This is a genomic window from Paracoccus sp. L-17 (assembly GCF_056857655.1).
On record NZ_JBSXNM010000031.1, the window covers coordinates 1 to 17,421 of the forward strand.

Below are 17,421 nucleotides of genomic sequence, written 5' to 3' on the forward strand. Positions count from 1 at the left end.
TTCCTGTTCCTGCCGCCCTACAGTCCCGACCTGAACCCCATAGAAATGGCGTTCTCGAAGCTCAAGACGCTGGTCAGGAAGGCAACGGCGCGAACCTACGATCAACTCTGGGCCGCCGTCGGACACGTCTGCGACCTCTTCCCAGACGAAGAATGCTACAACTCCTTCAAGGCCGCCGGGTATGAGGCCAATTGAGTGCGACAGGCTCTAGGGCAGTGGCCGACAGGCTCTGACGCTATCGGGTCGGTCGGTTGCGACCAGGCGCGCGCAGCCACGCGCCATCAGGGCAGCAGCGCGGCAGAGCCGAAGGCAGACAGCAGAGGCCCGGCAAGCAGGGTTGCAAGGATCGTGGCGATGCCCGCCGTCCACATGGCGACCGCGCTGCCACGGCCCAGCGTCTCGACAGGGTTGCCGGGCGGGTCGAAATAGATCGTTGCCATGACCCGGGCATAATAGAAAAGCGATGCGACCGTGTTCGCCGCGGCGACCAGCGCAAGCCACATGAAGTTGCCGTCGATGACCGTCATGAACAATGTGAACTTGCCGACGAAACCGATCAGGGGCGGGATCCCGGTCAACGACAGCAGCGCCAGCACCAGCACCACGGCAGCGGCAGGTTGCTGGCGCGCCAGTCCGGCATAATCGGCAATATCGGTGCGGCCGCGCAGATGGACCACAACGGCGAAGGCGGCAAGATTGCCGACGGTATAGGACAGCAGGAAAGCCAGCAGCGCCATCACGGCGTCGCCGCTTTGACCGATGACCGCGACCGCCATCAGTGCGTAGCCCGCCTGCGCGACCGATGACCATCCAAGAAGCCTTCGCAGATCCTGCTGCCACAGCGCCGCGAGATTGCCAAGCGTCATGGTCGCCGCGGACAGGACCGCCACCAGCGGCCTCACGCCCGGCATATCGACGGGGGCCAGCGCCATCAATCTTGCCAGGGCCAGCGCGGCAGCAAGTTTCGGCACGATTGTCAGAAAGGCTGCGACCGGGCCGGGTGCGCCTTCGGCCACGTCGGGAACCCAGGCATGGCCCGGAACCGCGCCGAGCTTGAAGCACAGACCGACGAGGATCAGGGCGAAGCCCGCGATCAGCAGCGGCGTCGGCGACCCTTCGGCGATACGGGCGGTAAGATCGCCGTAGCCGGTCGTTCCCAACATGCCGATCACCAGCACGATTCCCGTCACCAGCAGCGCGTTGGCCAGCGCGCCAAGCAGGAAATACTTGATCCCGGCCTCGACGGACAAGGCCCAGTCCCGATGCCATGCGGCCAGCGTGTAGCCGGTGACCGATGACAGCAGCACCGATATCATCAGTTGCAACAGATCGCCCGCGCCCGCCATGCCCATCGCGCCAAGCGCCGACAGCAGCAAGATCGGATAGATTTCGCCGTGACGCCGATCCGTGGTGAACCAGGCCGGTGCCATCAGGATCGAAAGCGCGGTCGCGGCGACGATCATCAGCCGCATCCACAGACCGGCGCCGTCCAAAGTCCAGGTTCCGGAAAAGGTGAACTGCACCTGTCCCACCTGCCGCACCAGCAGCGCCGCGGCCAGCGCCAGCCCGGCGATCGCGATCGCGGCGCCACCCGGTTGCAGATGGCGGGACGCGAAACTGGCCCAGAGGATCGCGGCCACCGCCGCGATCAGGACTGCGATTTCCGGGGCGAGATCGCCGATCGGCATGGATTCAGCCCCCGAGGATCGTCTGCGTGGCGCCGTCCACCAGCGTCAGCAGCCAGCGCGGCCAGAGGCCGATCAGCACCACCAAAGCCAGCAGGACCGCAAGCACCGTGGTTTCGCGCGGTGCAAGATCGGCGAACCCGGCCCTTGCCTCGGACAATTTGCCGAAAAACATCTGTTGCAGCATCCGCAGGAACAGGGCGGCGGTGATCAGAATGCCCAGAAGCGCGACAGCGGCGATCCAGGGAAAGACCGCGAAGGCACCGACGAAGATCTGCACCTCGGCCACGAACCCGGCCAGTCCCGGAAGGCCGAGGCTGGCGAAAGCGGCCAGGGTGGCGGCCACCGTCATCTTCGGCGCGACCTGTGCAATCCCGCCGAAGCGGTCCATCTCGTAGGTCTCGGCGCGGGCCCAGACACCGCCGGCGATCAGAAAGAGCGCGCCGGTGATGAGACCGTGGGCCACCATCTCGACCACCGCGCCGGTCAGCGCAAAGCTGCGCGCGCCCTCGGACCCGGTCAGAAGCGCGCCCGCCGCCGCGATCCCCAAGACCGCATATCCCATGTGGTTGACCGACGTATAGGCGATCCGCCGCTTCATGTCGGTTTGCGCGAAGGCCACGATCGATCCCCACAGGATCGAGGCCAGCGCGAGCAGCGCGATCGGCAGCGACCACGCCGCAAAAGCCTCGCGCAGCATCTGGAACGGGATGCGGATCAGCCCGTAGGTGCCCATCTTCAGCAGCACCCCCGCAAGGATCGCCGAGGCAGGGCCGGGGGCGTTGACATGCGCCGGCGGCAGCCAGGTATGCAGCGGAAAGAGTGGCGTCTTGACCGCGAAGCCCAGAACGAAGCCCAGCAGGATCAGCCCGCCGCGCAGGTCCATTCCCGCAAGCGGCTGCATCGCGATCAACGCGCGCATGTCGAAGGTCACCGGATCGGCCGACAATACCAGCGCGATGATCGCCAGCAGGATCGCCAGCGATCCGGCCAGCGTGTAGATGAAGAATTTCAGCGCGGCCCGCTCGGCCTCGCCATGACCCCACCGGCCGATGAGAAAGAACATCCCGACGAGGCTGAGGTCGAAGAACACATAGAACAGCAACAGGTCGAGAACCAGAAACAGCCCAAGCGAGACGCATTCCAGAAACAGGAACCAGGCATAATAGGCCCGGAACCGATCGGGATTTTCCATCGGCCAGGCGACGCAGCCCACGAACAGCAGCGCGCTCATCAGCGCGAGGGCAAGCGAGATGCCATCGACCCCGACCCGCCAGGCAACGCCGAGCGACGGGATCCACGGCACCTCGGCGGTCGCCTGAAAGGCCGGCGCGCCGGGGCCGTTGTCAAAACCCGCCCAGACAATCACCAGCAGCAGCAGCGGAACCGCCGCGAACGCGACCGCGGTCCAGCGCGCCGCGCGCAGGCCAAGCCCGCTTGCCATCATCAGCAGCGCGGCCCCTGCGAGCGGCACGAGAATGGCAAGTGTCAGCATGTCAGGCTCCCAATGCCAGAAAAACGATGATCAGCGCCAGCCCGCCGACGAGATAGGCATAATAATGATGCGACATCCCGGTCTGAAGCCGCCGCAGGTCGCGGCCGGCCAGACTGGTCAGGCGCGCGGTGCCCTCGGGCAGGCCGTCCGTCGCCGCTTCGCCAAAGCGTTGACTGGTGCGCGCCGCCCATTCCATCAGCGTGACAGTGGCGCGAATGCCACCGTCCACGGCGCGGGTGTCCAGCGATGCGGCGGAGGTCGCCAGCCGCTCGAAGGGCTGAACGACGGCACGAAAGACAAGCGTCGGCAGGCCCAGCCAATCGGCGGCAGCCGCGGCGGTGCCGGCGGTGCCGAGATCGGGGCTTTCGCGCGACAGATAGACGCCGCTTGCGACCCCGAGCGCGACCACAAGCAGCGACAGAGCCAGCCAGAAGCGCGATCCCTCGGGCAGGGCGATGCCCAGCAATGCCGCAAGATCGCCCGAAACCGGACCGAGCCAAAGCGCCGACAGGATCAGCGTCACCGCCGACAGCGCGAGAGGACCGACGATTTCCGGCCAGGCGGGGCTTTCGTCATCGGCCTTGCCGATACCGAATGCCAGCAGCAGGAAGCGCGTGGCGTAGGCCGCGCTCATGGCGCCGGCGGCGACCACCCCGAAGGCCACCCAGGGGCCCGCCGCCTCGGCCGCCTTCAGGATTTCTTCCTTGGTCCAGGCACCGCCCAGTGGCGGTATCGCAGCCAGCGCCAGTGCCGCCACAGCCGCGGCGCCCGCGACAAGCGGCATCACCCGACCCAGCCGAAGGCGGTCCAGCGCATAGGTGCCCGCGCGATCCCCCGCGAGGCCGGCGGCCAGAAACAGCGGCGCCTTGTAGAAGGCATGCGCGACCAGGTGCAGCGCGGCCACGCCCGGATAGCCGCTGCCGGTGGCGACGAACATGAGACCGAGTTGCGCCGAGGTGGACCCGGCCAGCAGCCGCTTGGCATGGTTTTGCAGCACGGCCACGATGCCTCCGGCCAGTGCCGTCGCCAACCCGACCGACAGAACCGTGACCGACCAGCCCGTTGCCGCGCTCAGCACCGGGTGCAGCCGTGCCAGGATATAGGCGCCCGCCGCCACCAGTGTCGCCGCATGAAGCAGCGCGGATACCGAACTCGGTCCGGCCATTGCCCGGAACAGCCAGGGCGAGAACGGCACCTGACCGGCCTTCGACGCCGCCGACAGAAGCACGCCGTAGGCCACGATCAGAAGCACCGGTCCCTGCAAGCCGCCAAGCGCGTCATAGGCAAAGGAGCCCGTCGCGCCGAAGGCCGCCATCGCGGCGAGGAAAAGCCCCAGATCGCCAAAGCGCGTCATGACGAAGGCATACAGCCCCGAGGCGGGGTTGTCCCGATCGCGCCAGTCATGGCCGATCAGGGCCCAGGAACAGGCGCCAATCAGTTCCCATCCGATCAGCAGGGTCAGCAGATCGGCGGCGGCAACCACAAGCACCATTCCGCCGGTGAACAGCAGCATCAGCCCCACCAGCCTCGGCAGCCCGCGCTGTGCTTCGTGCAGCGCGGCATGGACCGTGACCGGCAGCGCGACGGCCGGCACCATCACCAGGATCAGCGCCGACAGGGGCACGAGGCGCGCGGTCAGCGCGATACCGCCGCCCCAGTCAAGCGCCCCGGTCCAGCCGCCCGCGACCGCAAGCACGGCGAGGATCAGCGTCGCCGCCAGCACCCCCCCCGAAATTGCGGCCAGCGCCCGGCGCGATTGCGGGCCGAAGGCTGCGATGGCGATTCCGGCAAGCATCGGCAGCAGGGGAACGAGCCAGAGTGTCATCGCGCCAGCGTCTCCAGCGCCTCGGTCACATCGGCCTGCCGCTTGCGATAGACGGCGACGATCAGGGCGAAACCGATGGCAAGCTCTATCGCCATCACCGCCATGATGATGATGGCCAGAAGCTGACCCTTGGGTGCGCCGCCAAGAGCCAGCGACCAGAACCCCATCGTGGCCAGCAGCGACCCGTTGAGCATAAGCTCAAGTCCCATCATCAGCATGACAAAGGATTTCTGTGACAGCGCACCGTAAAGCCCGATGCCGAACAACGCCGCCGAGACAATCAGGATCGCCGAAAGTGTCATCCGCCATGCCCTCCGTGATTGCCATCCCCACCGTTTTTGCCATGTCCGCCGTGGCTGCCCCCGCCACCATGGCCGTCGTGGGCGCCTTTGCCACCCTGGCCGCCGTGCCCACCATGGCCGCCATGGCTGCCGCCGCCTTTCGGCTGCCGACCCGCCGGGGGGCCACCCGCCGAAAGTCCCGGCGGAACCGATCCCGCATCCGTCGGCCCGAAACGCCCCCTTCGGCTGGACAGGACGACCGCGCCCAGCATCGTCGCCAGCAGGGTGACGCCTGCCGTCTCGAAGATCAGCATCGAATCGCCCAGCAATTCGATGCCGAGGTCGCGCAGGACCGGCCGGTCGGCGGCCACCGGATCGGAAGGAAGCGGCGTCAGCAACACGGCGCCCGTCATCGCGGCAAAGATCAGCAGCCCGGCCACGATCGACAGGCGATGCTGGTGCACCATCATCATCGGGTTCAGCCCTGCGGGATTCATCATGAACATCACCATGAAAAGTCCCATGACCATCATTTCCACCGCCATCATGAAGATCGTCGCGGCACCGAGATAACTGGCTGACAGAAGCAGGCCGATCAGGCCGACCGAGGTGAAGGACAAAAGCAGCAGGAAGGTCGCACGGATCATCGAATCGACGCGAAAGACGCGCCAGCCGGTCCAGATCGCAAATCCCGAAAGCAGGTAGAATGCCACGTCGGTCATCGTCATCACAGCGCCCCCAGCCCGGCGATCAGCAAGTCGAGGAACGCAATCGGCAGCAGCACGATCCAGATCAGCGTCAGCATCCGCGCCACCGGCATCCGCGGGACAAGATGCGTCAGCAGGACCACCGCCACCATCACCGCCAGCGTCTTGAGCGAAAGCCAGAGCCAGCCCGGCAGGACCGGCCCAAGATAGCCGCCGAGGAACGCCGTCGCCGCGATCGCGCATGCCGCGACCAGCATCGCCGCGCGCGCCGTCTGCCAGGCAATCCAGCGCGGTCCACCATCCTCGGCCGAGGTGCCGCCGGCCAGATCGGCGCTGTCGGCATAGTCGAACGGCCCCCGCAGCGTCAGTGACATCACCACCGCCAGAAACAACGGCAATCCCAGCGGCTGGCGGATCACGTTCCACAGGCCGCGCTGCGATTCGACCACCGCGCGCAGGTCAAGCGACTGGGCCGGTATCGACGCCGCGATCAGAACGAACATCGACAGCAGCATCACCGGCAGACCGATCGCGACATAGCGATAGGCGCCGATCAGCGGAAACGGCGCGTTGGGCGACCAGCCGTGCAGAAAGACCGCGACGACGACAACGGCCTCGGCCGCGCCCCACAGCACCACACTGGTATCCAGCGCGATGAGGGATTGGTCCGGGGCGAAGGGAACCAGCGCCAGGCCGACCACCGCAAGCAGAAAATAATAACCCGGCGCCAGAAGCCAGTTCAGATGGTCGGGTGCCTCGGTATCGGTGCGCTGGCGAAGATAGTCGGCGACCACGGCCCGCAGCGGGTCCGTCGCGGCCATGCCGACCGGGCGGCCGACGATCAGCCGCCCGATCGCGGTATCCAGCGCCGCCGCGGCCCACAGGCCGATCAACAACAGTGCCAGCAGGGCGGGAAGACCGACAATCAGGCTCATGCGGCCGGTCCGGTCATGTCGTGATGCTGGTGTCCGCCGTGATCCGGCGGCGCGTGAGCAGGGGCGTCCCTGTTCCCGTCCTTGTCGTCTTCGTCACCGCCCTCCGGCCCCGACCGCGCGCAGATCGCACGGATTCGATCCGGCTGGAAGCTGTTGAGCACGATCATCGCCTCGTGCCATTCGAGGCCGGGCAGAAGGTCGGACAGCCGGGTGCCATCGTCGGCTTGCGGCGCGTCCTTGTCGCGCCACCGGTCCAGCCGGTCGCGTACGTCGGTGCCGTCCCTGGCCCGGCCCAGACCGTCCGGGATCGCGCGTCGCAGCATCGCGATGCCCATGGCTGGCGGCAGGCCATCGCGGGTGCGCCGCAGCGCCAGGGCCGGCATGTCCATCACCCGCATCAGTCGGGCGATCGCATCTCCGGGGCGATCGTCCGATCCGGGCTGCGGGCAGGGGGGGCGGGTCGCCGTGGCCGACTGGATGACATCGCCCTGCAAAGTCAGATCGAGGATCAGGCCGGGCGGCAGCATGGGCAGGAAAGGACCGAACGGCGCGGAATAGGCATCCAGGCTCAGCCCGTCGCGCAGATCGTCGTCGGTCATCGCCATCGGGCGGCCATAGGGCGTGCCGCCCATCATGCCCTTGCCGCCCTGACCATGCGGACCGACGCCGCGCCATTCGTTCGGGGGCTTGTCAGGCAGGAAATCGGGCTCGGACGCGCGGTCCCCGGAAAGAATCGATCGCCAGAGATCGGTCAGCGTCCGCTCCAGCCCGTCCGCCGTTGCCTGCACCGGGTCGGTCCAGTCCCCTGGCGGCGTCGCCCGGTGCCAGATTGTCGCGCGGGGGTGCGGCAAATGGTCGTGGAGCCGCTGCAGGAAGGGAAGAAGATCGGGCGCGATTTCGCCAAGCACAAGCAGAATCGCCGCCTGCCGGGGCGAACGCTGCAGCCGCAACGTCCCGTGCAATTCCTCGGCCCGCTGCAACCCGCCCGCACCGATCGCGGCGAAGACCGGTGGCGGCCCCGAGGCCGCGAAGGCGCGGGCCCAGCTCATTCCCATGCAAAGATTCCCTCACGCCAGCCATAGATGATGCCGATGGTCAGAATGGCAAGGAACATCCCCATTTCGACCAGGGCCTTGATGCCCTCCTCGACGAAGACGACGGCCCAGGGATACATGAACATCATCTCCATCTCGAAGGCGACGAAGAGCAGCGTCATGGTATAATAGCGAACGTGGAATCGTTGCCAGGCATGGGTGCCCGGCGCGGCACCGCCGATGAACGGTGCGGCCTGCGGTGCGGTGACCCCGGGTGCGTCGGACAGACCGCCCAATTGCTGCAGCGCCATCACGGCGCCGAGGGACAGAGCCGTCAGAAGAAGAATCTGGATCGTGGTTTCCATGCTTCCCGGCTCATCTCCTTGCAAAGACAGGATTGTCGCAACGCAGGCGATCTTGCAAGTGTTCCGATCCGGATTGCCGCGGATCAACCCGGCCGCAAACCGCCCTCGCGGCCCTGCGATCCGGGCATGGCAGCGCCGGCGCGGCCGTCGATGCCGTTCAGGATCGCGTCGCGGATCCGTCGCCTGCGGGCGGCATCTTCTGCCCGGCGCGATTACGGGCGTCCGGATCCGCGGCGCGCAGCACCATCCCGAACAGATCGCGCGGATCGTCGGGATCGGCCAGAAGGTCGAGCCGCTCGAACAATCCGGTCCGGCCAAGCTGGTCGCGGACATAGCGCAGGGCCGAGAAATCCTCGATCGCAAAGCCCACCCCGTCGAACAGGGTGATCTGGCGCGCATCGCGGCGCCCTTGGGCCTGTCCAACGACGACCTGCCAGAATTCGGTCACGGGAAAGGTCTGCGGCATCTGCTGGATTTCGCCCTCGATGCGGGTCTGCGGCGGGTATTCGACGAAGACATCGGCGCGCGACAGGATGTCGGGATGCAATTCGGTCTTGCCTGGGCAGTCGCCGCCGATGGCGTTGATGTGGACCCCGGCGCCGACCATGTTGTCGGACAGGATCGTCGCATATTGCTTGTCGGCGGTGCAGGTGGTGATGATCTGTGCGCCCTCGACCGCCTCCTGCGGGGTTTTGCAGGCGGACAGGTCGAAACCTTGTCCGGCCAGGTTGCGCATCGTCTTGGCGGTCGCCTTCGGGTCGATGTCGTACAGCCGAAGCCGGGTAATCCCGCACAGGGCCTGCATCGCCAGCGCCTGAAATTCGGATTGGGCGCCATTGCCGATCATCGCCATCGTGTCGGCCCCGGCGGGCGCCAGATATTTCGCCACCAGCGCCGAGGTCGCCGCCGTCCGCAGGGCGGTCAGGATGGTCATTTCCGTCAGCAGGACCGGATAGCCGTTGCCGACATCGGCCAGCAGGCCGAAGGCGGTGACGGTCTGGCGTCCGTCTCGCGTGTTCTTGGGATGGCCATTCACATATTTGAAGCCATAGGTCTGCCCGTCCGAGGTCGGCATCAACTCGATCACGCCATCCTCGGAATGGGCCGCGACGCGCGGGGTCTTGTCGAAATCCTGCCAGCGGCGAAAATCATCCTCGATATAGGTCGCAAGGCCCTCCAGCATCCGGGACAGGCCGATGCAATGGATCAGCCGCATCATGTTCTCGACGCTGACAAAGGGCACATAGGCCAGATCCGATGGTTTCGGGACGGGCATGGTTCATCCTTTCGGTCAGATTTCGCCATTCTCCACGGCGCAGTCTGCATGCAACAGGGCGAACTTGCCGGAATCTTGCGGGTCGGCTATGCATTTTGCGACCTGATATTGCGCAGGATGACATCTTGTGTCCATCCAAGACGATGCCAGACAGAGCCTCGACGACCACGACCGGCGGCTGATCGGTCTGCTGCGCCATGACGGCCGGGCGCCGGTGTCGAAGCTGGCCCAGATCATGGGGCTGTCACGCGGCACGGTGCAGTCGCGGCTGGATCGTTTGCTGGCCTCGGGCACGCTGCTTGGCTTCACCGCGCGGGTTCGCGAGGACGGCGAGGGAAACGCGGTGCGCGCGGTAATGATGATCGAGGTCGAGGGCCGCACGACGACACATGTCATCAGCAGATTGCGCGGCCTGCCGCAATTGCGCCGGATCCATACGACCAGCGGAAAATGGGATCTGGTCGCCGAGATCGCGGTGGAAAACCTGGTCGAATTCGACCGCGTTCTGCGCGAGGTCCGCATGATCCAGGGCGTCCGCAACAGCGAGACAAGCATCCTGCTGACCTCGATCTAAGGCCCTGGGTCACACGGGCGCGGGTCCCCTCAGACCTCGACCTCGACCTTGCCGATCGGGTGCGAGCAGCAGGCCAGCACGTAACCCGCCTCGATATCCTCGTCGGTGATGCCGCCATTGTGGACCATGTGGACCTGGCCGGACAACTTCCGGATCCGGCAGGTGCCGCAGACCCCGAAGGTGCAGCCCGAGGGGATGTTCAGCCCGGCGGACCGCGCGGTCGCAAGGATCGTGTCGGTTTCCGAGCAGGTCCGGCTGACGCCGGCCAAAGCAAAGGCGATCTCGGCCTCGGCGGCCTGATCGGGCACGACATCGCCAAGGACCGGGTCCAGGGCTTCCTCGGCCAGCGAGGGGTGGAAGCTTTCCTGATGATAGCGCGCCATGTCGAAGCCCAGCCCCGCCAGCGCGTCGCGCACCGCCTGCATGAAGGGTTCGGGGCCGCAGCAGAACACCTCTCGTGTCAGGTAATCCGGCGCCATCAGGCCCAGCATCAACTGGTTGAACATGCCCTGATAGCCGGTCCAGGGCTGAAAGCGGTCGGTTTCCTCGACGACGAATCGCAGGCTGATTTCCGGAAAACGGCTGGCCATGTGTTCCAGCCGGCGGCGGAAGATGATGTCGGAGGGGCGCCTGGCGCAATTGACGAAAACCACGTCGGCGGGCCGGCCCAGATCGAACATCCAGGTCGTCATCGACATCATCGGCGTGATCCCCGACCCGGCCGAGATGAACAGGTATTTCTCGGACGGATGGTGGTGGCTGGAAAAGCGCCCGGCCGGTCTGGTGGCCCTGATCCGCATTCCCGGTTTCAGATGGTCCAGCATCCAGCGCGTGCCAAGACTGCCAGGTTGCGCCTTGACCGTGACCGAGATCGACATCGGCCGCGAAGGCGAGGACGAGATGGTGAAGGTCCGGTGAAGCGTCCCCTTTGGCAGCGGCAGTTCCAGCGTCAGGAACTGGCCCGGCACGAAGGAAAAGATCGCACCCGTCGGCGACTGGAAACAGAAGCTGGCCACGTTGGGCGCCTCGGGTGTGACGGTGACGCATTCAAGCATCTCGGCCCCGTCCCAGACCAGCACCGGATGCGAGATTTCGGGCTGCGGCATTCTCATTCGGCGGCCACCCGCACCGGCTGGATACGATTGCCCAGCGTCTCGCAATACCAGTCCACGAACTGGATCACGCCGCCCTCCTGCACCGCGGAATAGGGTCCGGGGCGATAGGCGGGCGAATTGATGCCAAGCTGGTTGTCCTCGACCACGCGGCGATCCTCGTCATTGGTGGCCACCCAGACCTCGGTCAGGGTCTTCAGGTCGTAATCAACGCCCTCGACGGCGTCCTTGTCGACCAGCCAGGTCGTCTGGACCTCGGTCTGCTGCGGACCGAGCGGGGTCACCCGGAATGTGATCGAGTGATCGGGCAGGAAATGGTTCCACGTCGTCGGATAGTGGAATTTCAGCAGCGCGCCCGCGTCGTCGAAGGGCACCCGACCCAGCCGGCGTCTCACGGCCGGATCGCCGGTCATGGTATAGCTTTTTGCCCCGACCTTCAGCGGCATCCGGGCAAAGCGGTATTGTCCGCTCTCCGCGATGCGGAACTGCGCGGGCATTCCGGCCGCCTCGCAACGCCGGAAATGCGCCTGAAGATGGGGCGGGGGGCCGCCTTCCTCGATTCCGCTGATCACCGGATCGTCGGGGAAGGTGCGGCACAGGGCCGGGTGGTTGCCGCCGCAATGATAACATTCGCGGTTGTTTTCCCAGACCAGCTTCCAGTTGCCGTTCTCGATGATGGTCGATTGATGGGCGATCTTGGCCTGATCCAGATCGTGCGACGCCAGATAGGGCTGGGCCATGGCGGCGAAGGCGTCGAAATCCGGGGCCTCCTCGGCCAGGCACAGATAGACCAGCCCCGACACTTCGCGGCAATGGATCGCCTTCAACCCGTGTTTCGTGGCATCGAAATCCGGCCCCATGTCCCGCGCCCAGATCAGGCGGCCGTCCAGTTCGTAGGTCCATTGATGATAGGGGCAGACCAGTTTCGGCACGTGGCCCGAAGCGCCCTTGCAGATGATCGAGCCGCGATGCCGGCAGGTATTGTGGAACGCCCGGATCACCCTGTCCGCGCCGCGCACGATCATCAGCCGGTAGGCGCCGACCTGATGGGTGACATAGCTTCCCGCCTTGGGTAGCGCGCAGGACGGTGCGGCATACAACCAGTCGCGATAGAAAATCTGTTCCAGATCGATCGCATGAAGATCGGCATCCGTATAGAACGCCCGTTCCAGCGAATGATTCGGTTCGCGCCGGTTCAGCAGGTCGCGTGCTTTGGCCTCTGCGGTCATGGCCTCTTTCTCCGTTGCCGGACATCTCCGGCGATGTGCTGAGGGGCGCGGCAGACGGGATCGGCCCCGCGCCGATGAGATGGCGCGACGCAGGATCGCCTCTGCCGCCGCCCGCGGTTTGACGTCATGTCTGGCTGGTTTCCGGACTTGGGGCTTCGGCCATGCCGCCGACCCGACGCCTTCCCGGAGGCTTGACTCCAGTGGCTCTTGTCGTGGCCGTTCGCTCCTTACCGTTGCGGGGGCAGTTCCGGATTTTCACCGGCTTCCCAATTATCGGCCTTGGCTCGAGTTCCGCGGCCGCACCTGACATCTGGGCGCAGAATAGCTGCGCAAGATCCGCCCGATACGCCGGTTGCGACATTAGGCCGCCCGAAACAGACTTTCGCCGGGGGGGGGCGATGGCCGGGGGGCGGCCTGCGCAACCCGATTCCGCGGCCGGTTGCATCACGGATCGCGGCCCATACCGCCATGCGGGCGGCCTGCCGGGGCGCAAGGACAACGCGCCTTCGGTTCCGGGCCTGCGGGACCGATCCGTTCGAGCCGGAATCCAGAGCCGCGCGTCAGCCCCGCCGCTTTTCTGGCGGAAGGGAATGGGAGTCGAACCCACCCGGGACAGGCTCGCTGCCCCAACCGGATTTGAAGTCCGGCCGCCCCACCGGGGACGATTCCCTTCCATCGCGCTGTTCCGCCGTGCCGAACAGATCCACCCTGTGGGGATTGATGCGACGCAAATCGCCGCGGCGCAAGGTGACCCCAAGGCGATCCAGAAAATCCAGGATCTCGATGGCGACCTTGCGTCCGTTACCCATCCTGTCGCGGAAGGCAGGGGCGCCGAACCAGCCGTCTTCGGTCTTCGCCGCGACATCGACCGCGATAGCCACCATTTCGGCAGTGACGGTGCGGGCGAAGAAATGGTCATGCGCGATCTGGTCGGTGCGCCCCAGCTTCTGCGTCAGCTTCAGCACCCGCCGCACCTCGCGTTCCTCCACACCCGTCTCGGTCGCGAAATCGCGGACGCGCGGCGGGCGGAAACGGCCATCGCCTGTCAGGGCCGGGACGATGCGCAGCCACAGCGCCTCATCCTCGGGCGACAGGCGAACCTCGTGACCGGGCAGGCGCAGAAAGGCACCGTCCATGACCGCGCGCCCGGCCCCGGCCTCGTCGCGCAGAAAGGACAGGAATTCGGGCTTGGGCAGGCGCGGCGTCAGCGCCAGGCGCAGTTTTTCGCGGCCCAGGCCCGCCATGTCGGGGTTCTGTTCGTGAAATCGGGCCAACGCCTGTTGCAACTGCGTCCGCAGCCCGTCCAGGTGATCGTGCGACAGGGCCAGATCGCCCAGGATGACCGCGCCCGCGGTTCGGATCGCGTTCTGCGCGTCCGGAATCGAGAGGGCCCGATCCCGCGTGAAGACCGGCAGATCGACCGGCGCGACGGCCAGCATCGCGGCAAGGGCGGCGCCGTCATTCCGGTCGCGCGCAGCCTCGATCAGCGCCAGCCTTGCCGCTGCGCGCCTTTTGCGGGCCGGCGGACGCAGGTCCAGGAAGACACCGCCGCCAAGCGACCGGCTGGCCGAAACGTCGCGCAGGATGAAGCGGTCCCCGATCGCGGCGGCGACCGGGCGATCCAGCACGATCTGGACCGGGCCGCTGGCGCCGGGCGGAATCGGTTCCGACAATGGCACGATCCGCGCGCCGGCCTCGGCCGCGTGGGTGTGCAGGCGGGCGGGAAACCAGTTTCCGATGGATTTCGGTTCGTTCGCCATCACATCCAGCCAGGCGTCGATGCGGTCGGTTGGGGCGTGAAGCGGTGGTGACAGGATCATGTCTCCGCGAGCGACGGCATCTTTCCCGATCCCCTCGCCCGACAGGTTCAGTGCGCAGCGTTGTCCGGCCGATCCTGTCTCGGCGGGCCGGTTCTGGCTGTGGATGCCACGCACCCGCGCCGCCAGGCCCCGCGGGCTGATCGTGACCGGATCGCCGATATCGACGCGCCCGCTGATGACCGTGCCGGTGACGACGGTGCCGACACCCGCAAGGGTGAAGCTTCGATCCACGGCCAGCCGGAACGGGGCGTCGTCCCGCCGTGGCGCGGTGGCGGCCTCGGCCTCGATCAGCAGACGGCGCAGCGGCGCAATCCCCTCGCCGGTCAGGGACGAGACCGGGACTATGGCGGCGTTGGCCAGTCCGGTCGGCGCCAGCGTCGCGCGGATCTGGGCGCGGAGTTCCACGCGGCGTGCGTCATCGGCCAGATCGGCCTTGGTCAGGGCGACGATCCCGCGCGTGATGCCCAGAAGATCGAGGATCGCCAGATGTTCGCGCGTCTGCGGCATGACGCCATCATCGGCGGCGACGACCAGCAGCGCGAGGTCGATCCCGCCGGCCCCGGCCAGCATGGTGTGGATCAGCTTTTCGTGCCCCGGCACATCGACAAAGCCGGTGATCGCGCCGCCGCTCAGGTCGGTATAGGCGAAACCCAGGTCGATGGTGATGCCGCGCGCCTTTTCCTCGGCCAGCCGGTCGGCATCGGTGCCGGTCAGCGCCTTCACCAGCGCCGTCTTGCCGTGGTCGATGTGGCCAGCGGTCCCGACGATCATAGCGCGGCCAGCGCCGTCAGCAGCGTGTCGTCATCCTCGAGACAGCGCAGGTCCAGCACCATCGCGCCATCGTGGATATGGCCGATGACGGGTCGGGGCAGGGCGCGCAGCCGGGCCGAAAGCCGGTCCGGCGCATCGCCGCCCGCGCCGGTCAGCCGCAGCCCGGCCGAAGCGATCGTATCGACCGGCAGTGCGCCCGACCCGATCTGGCTGCTGCACGCGCAAACCTCCGCCTCGTATCCCAGCGGAGCCAGCAGGACCGCCACTTGCGGGGCCAGCCTTTGCGCCTGTGCTGCGATCTCGGATTGCGGGCGGGCCAGAAACCGCAGCACCGGCAATCGCTCCATCAGCCGGTCTGGGTCGCGATAAAGCCGCAAGGTGGCCTGCATCGCCGCGATGCGGATCTTGTCCAGTCGCAGGGCGCGCTTCAGCGGATTCCGGTTGATCCGTGCGATCAGGTCGCGCCGGCCGACGATGAAGCCTGCCTGCGGCCCGCCCAGCAGCTTGTCCCCCGAGAAGGTGACAAGATCCGCCCCATCGGCCACCGCCTCGGCCACGGTCGGCTCGCGCCGCAGGCCCCAGCGGGACAGGTCGACCAGCGAGCCGGCGCCCAGATCGTTCAGCAGCGGCACCGCCGAACGGGTGGCGATCCGCGCAAGCTGCGGGCCCGGAACCTCGGCGGTGAAGCCCTCGATCCGGTAGTTCGAGGTATGGACCTTCATGATGACGCCGGTTCGTGGCGTGATCGCATCCTCGTAGTCGCGGGTATGGGTGCGGTTGGTGGTGCCGACCTCGACCAGACAGGCGCCCGCGCGGCCCATGATGTCAGGCATCCGGAAGGCGCCGCCGATCTCGATCAGTTCGCCGCGCGAGACGATGGCCTCGCGGTCCCGGGCCAGCGTGTTCAGCGCGATCAGGACGGCGGCGGCGTTGTTGTTGACGATGGTGGCATCATCGGCCCCGGTCAGCTCGCACAGAAGATCGCGCAGGTGATCGTCGCGCTGGCCGCGACCGCCGCTGCGCAGATCGAATTCCAGCGCCACCGGCGCGGCCATGGCCGTCGCGCCGGCCTCGATCGCCTCGGGGGCAAGGATGGCGCGGCCCAGATTGGTATGCAGGATCGTGCCGGTCAGGTTCAGGATCGGGCGCAGGCCGGATTGCGCCGCCGCGGCCAGATCGGCGGCCAGCAGATGCGGCAGGCGGGCCGCCTCGACCGCGCCATCGGCGCCCTGCCGGATCGCGGCACGGGCCAGATCAAGCCGCGCGCGGGCGGTCCGCGTCACCATGGCGCGGCCATGTTCCGCGATCAGCCCCAGTCCGGTTTCCGATTGCAGAAGCTGATCGACCGAGGGCAGGGCGCGAAAGCCCTGCATCAATATCCGGCCAGATAGGGGTTGATGCCGCCCCGGCTGAAATCGGTTTCCTTCATCAGCAAATCCAGCCCCAGCGAGCCGACATCATCGGCGATGGCATCGAGGCTGTGATTCCTGGCAAGGTAGAAAATCTTGACCCAGGACCGGCATTCCGAACAGACCTCGGCCCGCACTGCGGCCTCGTCGCTTTCCGCGGCGCGATAGCTGATCGCCTTGTTCGATCCGCAGCACAGGCACTTGATGCGCACCTCGTTCCAGCGGGTCGCGCAGCAGGCGCAGGTGGCATAGCGCAAATTCTCGATGCCCTGCGCCGCCATCACGGTCGAGGTCGCCGGCCGGCCGCCGCAGGCCGGACAGATGCCGGTGCGGATCGGAACCAGCGCCTTCGCGTCCAGCGTCGCGGCCAGGCGCGCCATGTGAACCTGCACGGCGGCGGCGGCGAACAGATGCGGGGCGGCGGCATCCTCGGGGATGCGATCGGCGAGAATGTTTTCCAGCAGCCAGTGCCGGTCGGCCAGATCCGACGCCAGGACCGCCTGCAAGGCCAGCTTCGCGGGTTCGGGCATGGGAATGGGCTGGGCCTGATCGCAAAGCGTCATCAGGGTTTCGTGCAGCATTTCGTCGGTCGCCAGATCGCCACGGTCGATCGGCGGCATCCGGTGGGTGCGCGCCTGCTGGATCGCGGCCGACCGGATCGGTTCGGGCGCGGGCAGTTCGTCGATCAGACGGGCCTGCAACCCGGTCAGTTCGGCCAGAAAGGACAGGTAGGGTCCAAGACGCGGATCATGTTCTGCCAGAAAGGCAAAGCGCCGCGCGCGGGTGGCGAACAGCCTGTCCGGATCGGGCAGAAATGCCAGCGGCGGCGTCGGAACGCCGCCGATGACGGATGGGTCGGGCTGAGTTGTCGCAGTCATGGTATCTCCGGGCCGGACCGGCCAC

At 66.9% G+C, this 17,421-nt stretch carries 15 protein-coding genes, 1 tRNA gene, 1 pseudogene and 1 riboswitch; of the genes and pseudogenes, 2 read left to right on the plus strand and 15 right to left on the minus strand.

The features are described 5' to 3' along the window. On the plus strand, positions 1-195 hold a 195-nt coding region (locus AC13CR_RS05535; protein WP_446236472.1), incomplete at its 5' end, for a transposase. Positions 196-281: 86 nt separating this feature from the next. Here the strand turns inward: AC13CR_RS05535 and AC13CR_RS05540 are convergent. The 9 genes from AC13CR_RS05540 to AC13CR_RS05580 all read right to left on the minus strand — a co-directional run bounded on the left by AC13CR_RS05540 (position 282) and on the right by AC13CR_RS05580 (position 9,603). Then, complete coding sequence (locus AC13CR_RS05540) at positions 282-1,688, minus strand: NADH-quinone oxidoreductase subunit N (protein WP_293767197.1); 1,407 nt, start codon at positions 1,686-1,688, stop codon at positions 282-284. A gap of 4 nt (positions 1,689-1,692) precedes the next feature. Further along, a complete protein-coding gene (locus AC13CR_RS05545; RefSeq protein WP_292950922.1) occupies positions 1,693-3,180 on the minus strand; it encodes a complex I subunit 4 family protein in 1,488 nt (495 codons plus the stop codon). Between the two features lies 1 nt (position 3,181). After that, positions 3,182-5,005 (minus strand): NADH-quinone oxidoreductase subunit 5 family protein, encoded by a 1,824-nt coding sequence (locus AC13CR_RS05550; RefSeq protein WP_293767194.1) that lies wholly within the window; start codon positions 5,003-5,005, stop codon positions 3,182-3,184. After that, positions 5,002-5,307 carry an NADH-quinone oxidoreductase subunit NuoK gene (gene nuoK / locus AC13CR_RS05555; RefSeq protein ID WP_292950918.1) on the minus strand — a complete coding sequence of 102 codons (306 nt, stop codon included), beginning with the start codon at positions 5,305-5,307 and terminating at the stop codon, positions 5,002-5,004. The genes AC13CR_RS05550 and nuoK overlap by 4 nt, the downstream gene beginning before the upstream one ends. Continuing rightward, positions 5,304-6,008, minus strand: coding sequence for an NADH-quinone oxidoreductase subunit J family protein (locus AC13CR_RS05560; protein WP_293013723.1), 705 nt, complete (start codon positions 6,006-6,008; stop codon positions 5,304-5,306). Before AC13CR_RS05560 ends, nuoK begins: the two co-directional genes overlap by 4 nt. Before the next feature lie 5 nt (positions 6,009-6,013). Beyond that, positions 6,014-6,928: an NADH-quinone oxidoreductase subunit H gene (locus AC13CR_RS05565; protein WP_292950914.1), complete on the minus strand. Its 915-nt coding sequence runs from the start codon at positions 6,926-6,928 to the stop codon at positions 6,014-6,016. Further along, entirely contained in the window at positions 6,925-7,983 is a 1,059-nt protein-coding gene (locus AC13CR_RS05570) for a hypothetical protein (protein ID WP_298856648.1), read from the minus strand. Before AC13CR_RS05570 ends, AC13CR_RS05565 begins: the two co-directional genes overlap by 4 nt. Further along, positions 7,974-8,327 (minus strand): NADH-quinone oxidoreductase subunit A, encoded by a 354-nt coding sequence (locus tag AC13CR_RS05575; protein ID WP_293013727.1) that lies wholly within the window; start codon positions 8,325-8,327, stop codon positions 7,974-7,976. The genes AC13CR_RS05570 and AC13CR_RS05575 overlap by 10 nt, the downstream gene beginning before the upstream one ends. Before the next feature lie 157 nt (positions 8,328-8,484). Beyond that, the gene (locus AC13CR_RS05580; RefSeq protein ID WP_446236471.1) at positions 8,485-9,603 is read right to left on the minus strand and encodes an ornithine cyclodeaminase; all 1,119 of its coding nucleotides are present in this window, start codon (positions 9,601-9,603) and stop codon (positions 8,485-8,487) included. A 127-nt stretch (positions 9,604-9,730) separates the two neighbouring features. Here AC13CR_RS05580 and AC13CR_RS05585 point away from each other — a divergent pair, with 127 nt between their 5' ends. Beyond that, entirely contained in the window at positions 9,731-10,177 is a 447-nt protein-coding gene (locus tag AC13CR_RS05585; protein WP_292950906.1) for an Lrp/AsnC family transcriptional regulator, read from the plus strand. 29 nt (positions 10,178-10,206) lie between these two features. On the opposite strand, the gene AC13CR_RS05590 is transcribed toward AC13CR_RS05585, so the two are convergent. The 6 genes and pseudogenes from AC13CR_RS05590 to fdhE all read right to left on the minus strand — a co-directional run bounded on the left by AC13CR_RS05590 (position 10,207) and on the right by fdhE (position 17,396). After that, complete coding sequence (locus tag AC13CR_RS05590) at positions 10,207-11,289, minus strand: FAD-binding oxidoreductase (RefSeq protein WP_292950904.1); 1,083 nt, start codon at positions 11,287-11,289, stop codon at positions 10,207-10,209. Beyond that, on the minus strand, positions 11,286-12,518 hold the full coding sequence (locus tag AC13CR_RS05595; RefSeq protein ID WP_292979075.1) for an aromatic ring-hydroxylating oxygenase subunit alpha: 1,233 nt from the start codon (positions 12,516-12,518) through the stop codon (positions 11,286-11,288). Before AC13CR_RS05595 ends, AC13CR_RS05590 begins: the two co-directional genes overlap by 4 nt. 115 nt (positions 12,519-12,633) lie before the next feature. Next, positions 12,634-12,840, minus strand: a riboswitch (cobalamin riboswitch). A 256-nt stretch (positions 12,841-13,096) separates the two neighbouring features. Then, positions 13,097-13,192 (minus strand) — tRNA-Sec (locus AC13CR_RS05600). Positions 13,193-13,252: 60 nt separating this feature from the next. Next, a pseudogene (gene selB / locus AC13CR_RS05605) lies at positions 13,253-15,109 on the minus strand (selenocysteine-specific translation elongation factor); the annotation flags it as partial. Further along, positions 15,106-16,482 (minus strand): L-seryl-tRNA(Sec) selenium transferase, encoded by a 1,377-nt coding sequence (gene selA, locus AC13CR_RS05610; protein ID WP_292950900.1) that lies wholly within the window; start codon positions 16,480-16,482, stop codon positions 15,106-15,108. The gene selA and the pseudogene selB, both read right to left, overlap by 4 nt. After that, positions 16,482-17,396: a formate dehydrogenase accessory protein FdhE gene (fdhE, locus tag AC13CR_RS05615; RefSeq protein WP_292950898.1), complete on the minus strand. Its 915-nt coding sequence runs from the start codon at positions 17,394-17,396 to the stop codon at positions 16,482-16,484. Before fdhE ends, selA begins: the two co-directional genes overlap by 1 nt. Between the last annotated feature and the right edge of the window lie 25 nt (positions 17,397-17,421).